Source organism: Rugamonas fusca (genome assembly GCF_014042365.1).
Taxonomy (GTDB): domain Bacteria; phylum Pseudomonadota; class Gammaproteobacteria; order Burkholderiales; family Burkholderiaceae_D; genus Rugamonas; species Rugamonas fusca.
In genome coordinates, this window is the sequence record NZ_JACEZS010000085.1 from 1 (window position 1) to 301 (window position 301).

General features: G+C 51.5%; 2 tRNA genes. Both read left to right on the top strand.

Annotated features, from left to right (window positions below):
* Positions 1-49: 49 nt before the first annotated feature.
* Positions 50-126 (top strand) — tRNA-Ile (locus tag H3H36_RS26420).
* A 48-nt stretch (positions 127-174) separates the two neighbouring features.
* A tRNA-Ala gene (locus H3H36_RS26425) sits at positions 175-250 on the top strand.
* Positions 251-301 lie beyond the last annotated feature (51 nt).

Sequence of the window (301 nt, forward strand, 5' to 3'; positions counted from 1 at the left end):
TCCTCAAGCGTTCACACTTATCGACTGTAAATCAAGAAGAACAGCATTTGGGGCTGTAGCTCAGCTGGTTAGAGCACCGTGTTGATAACGCGGGGGTCGTTGGTTCGAGTCCAACCAGCCCTACCAGTTATCAGAGTGGACGGAACTGAAGTTCCATCCCGCTAGGGTCACGATGGGGGATTAGCTCAGCTGGGAGAGCACCTGCTTTGCAAGCAGGGGGTCGTCGGTTCGATCCCGTCATCCTCCACCAAAAAGCTCAAACGTAAGCATGCGTGTTTAGGTTTGATCTTTTAGAGATCAA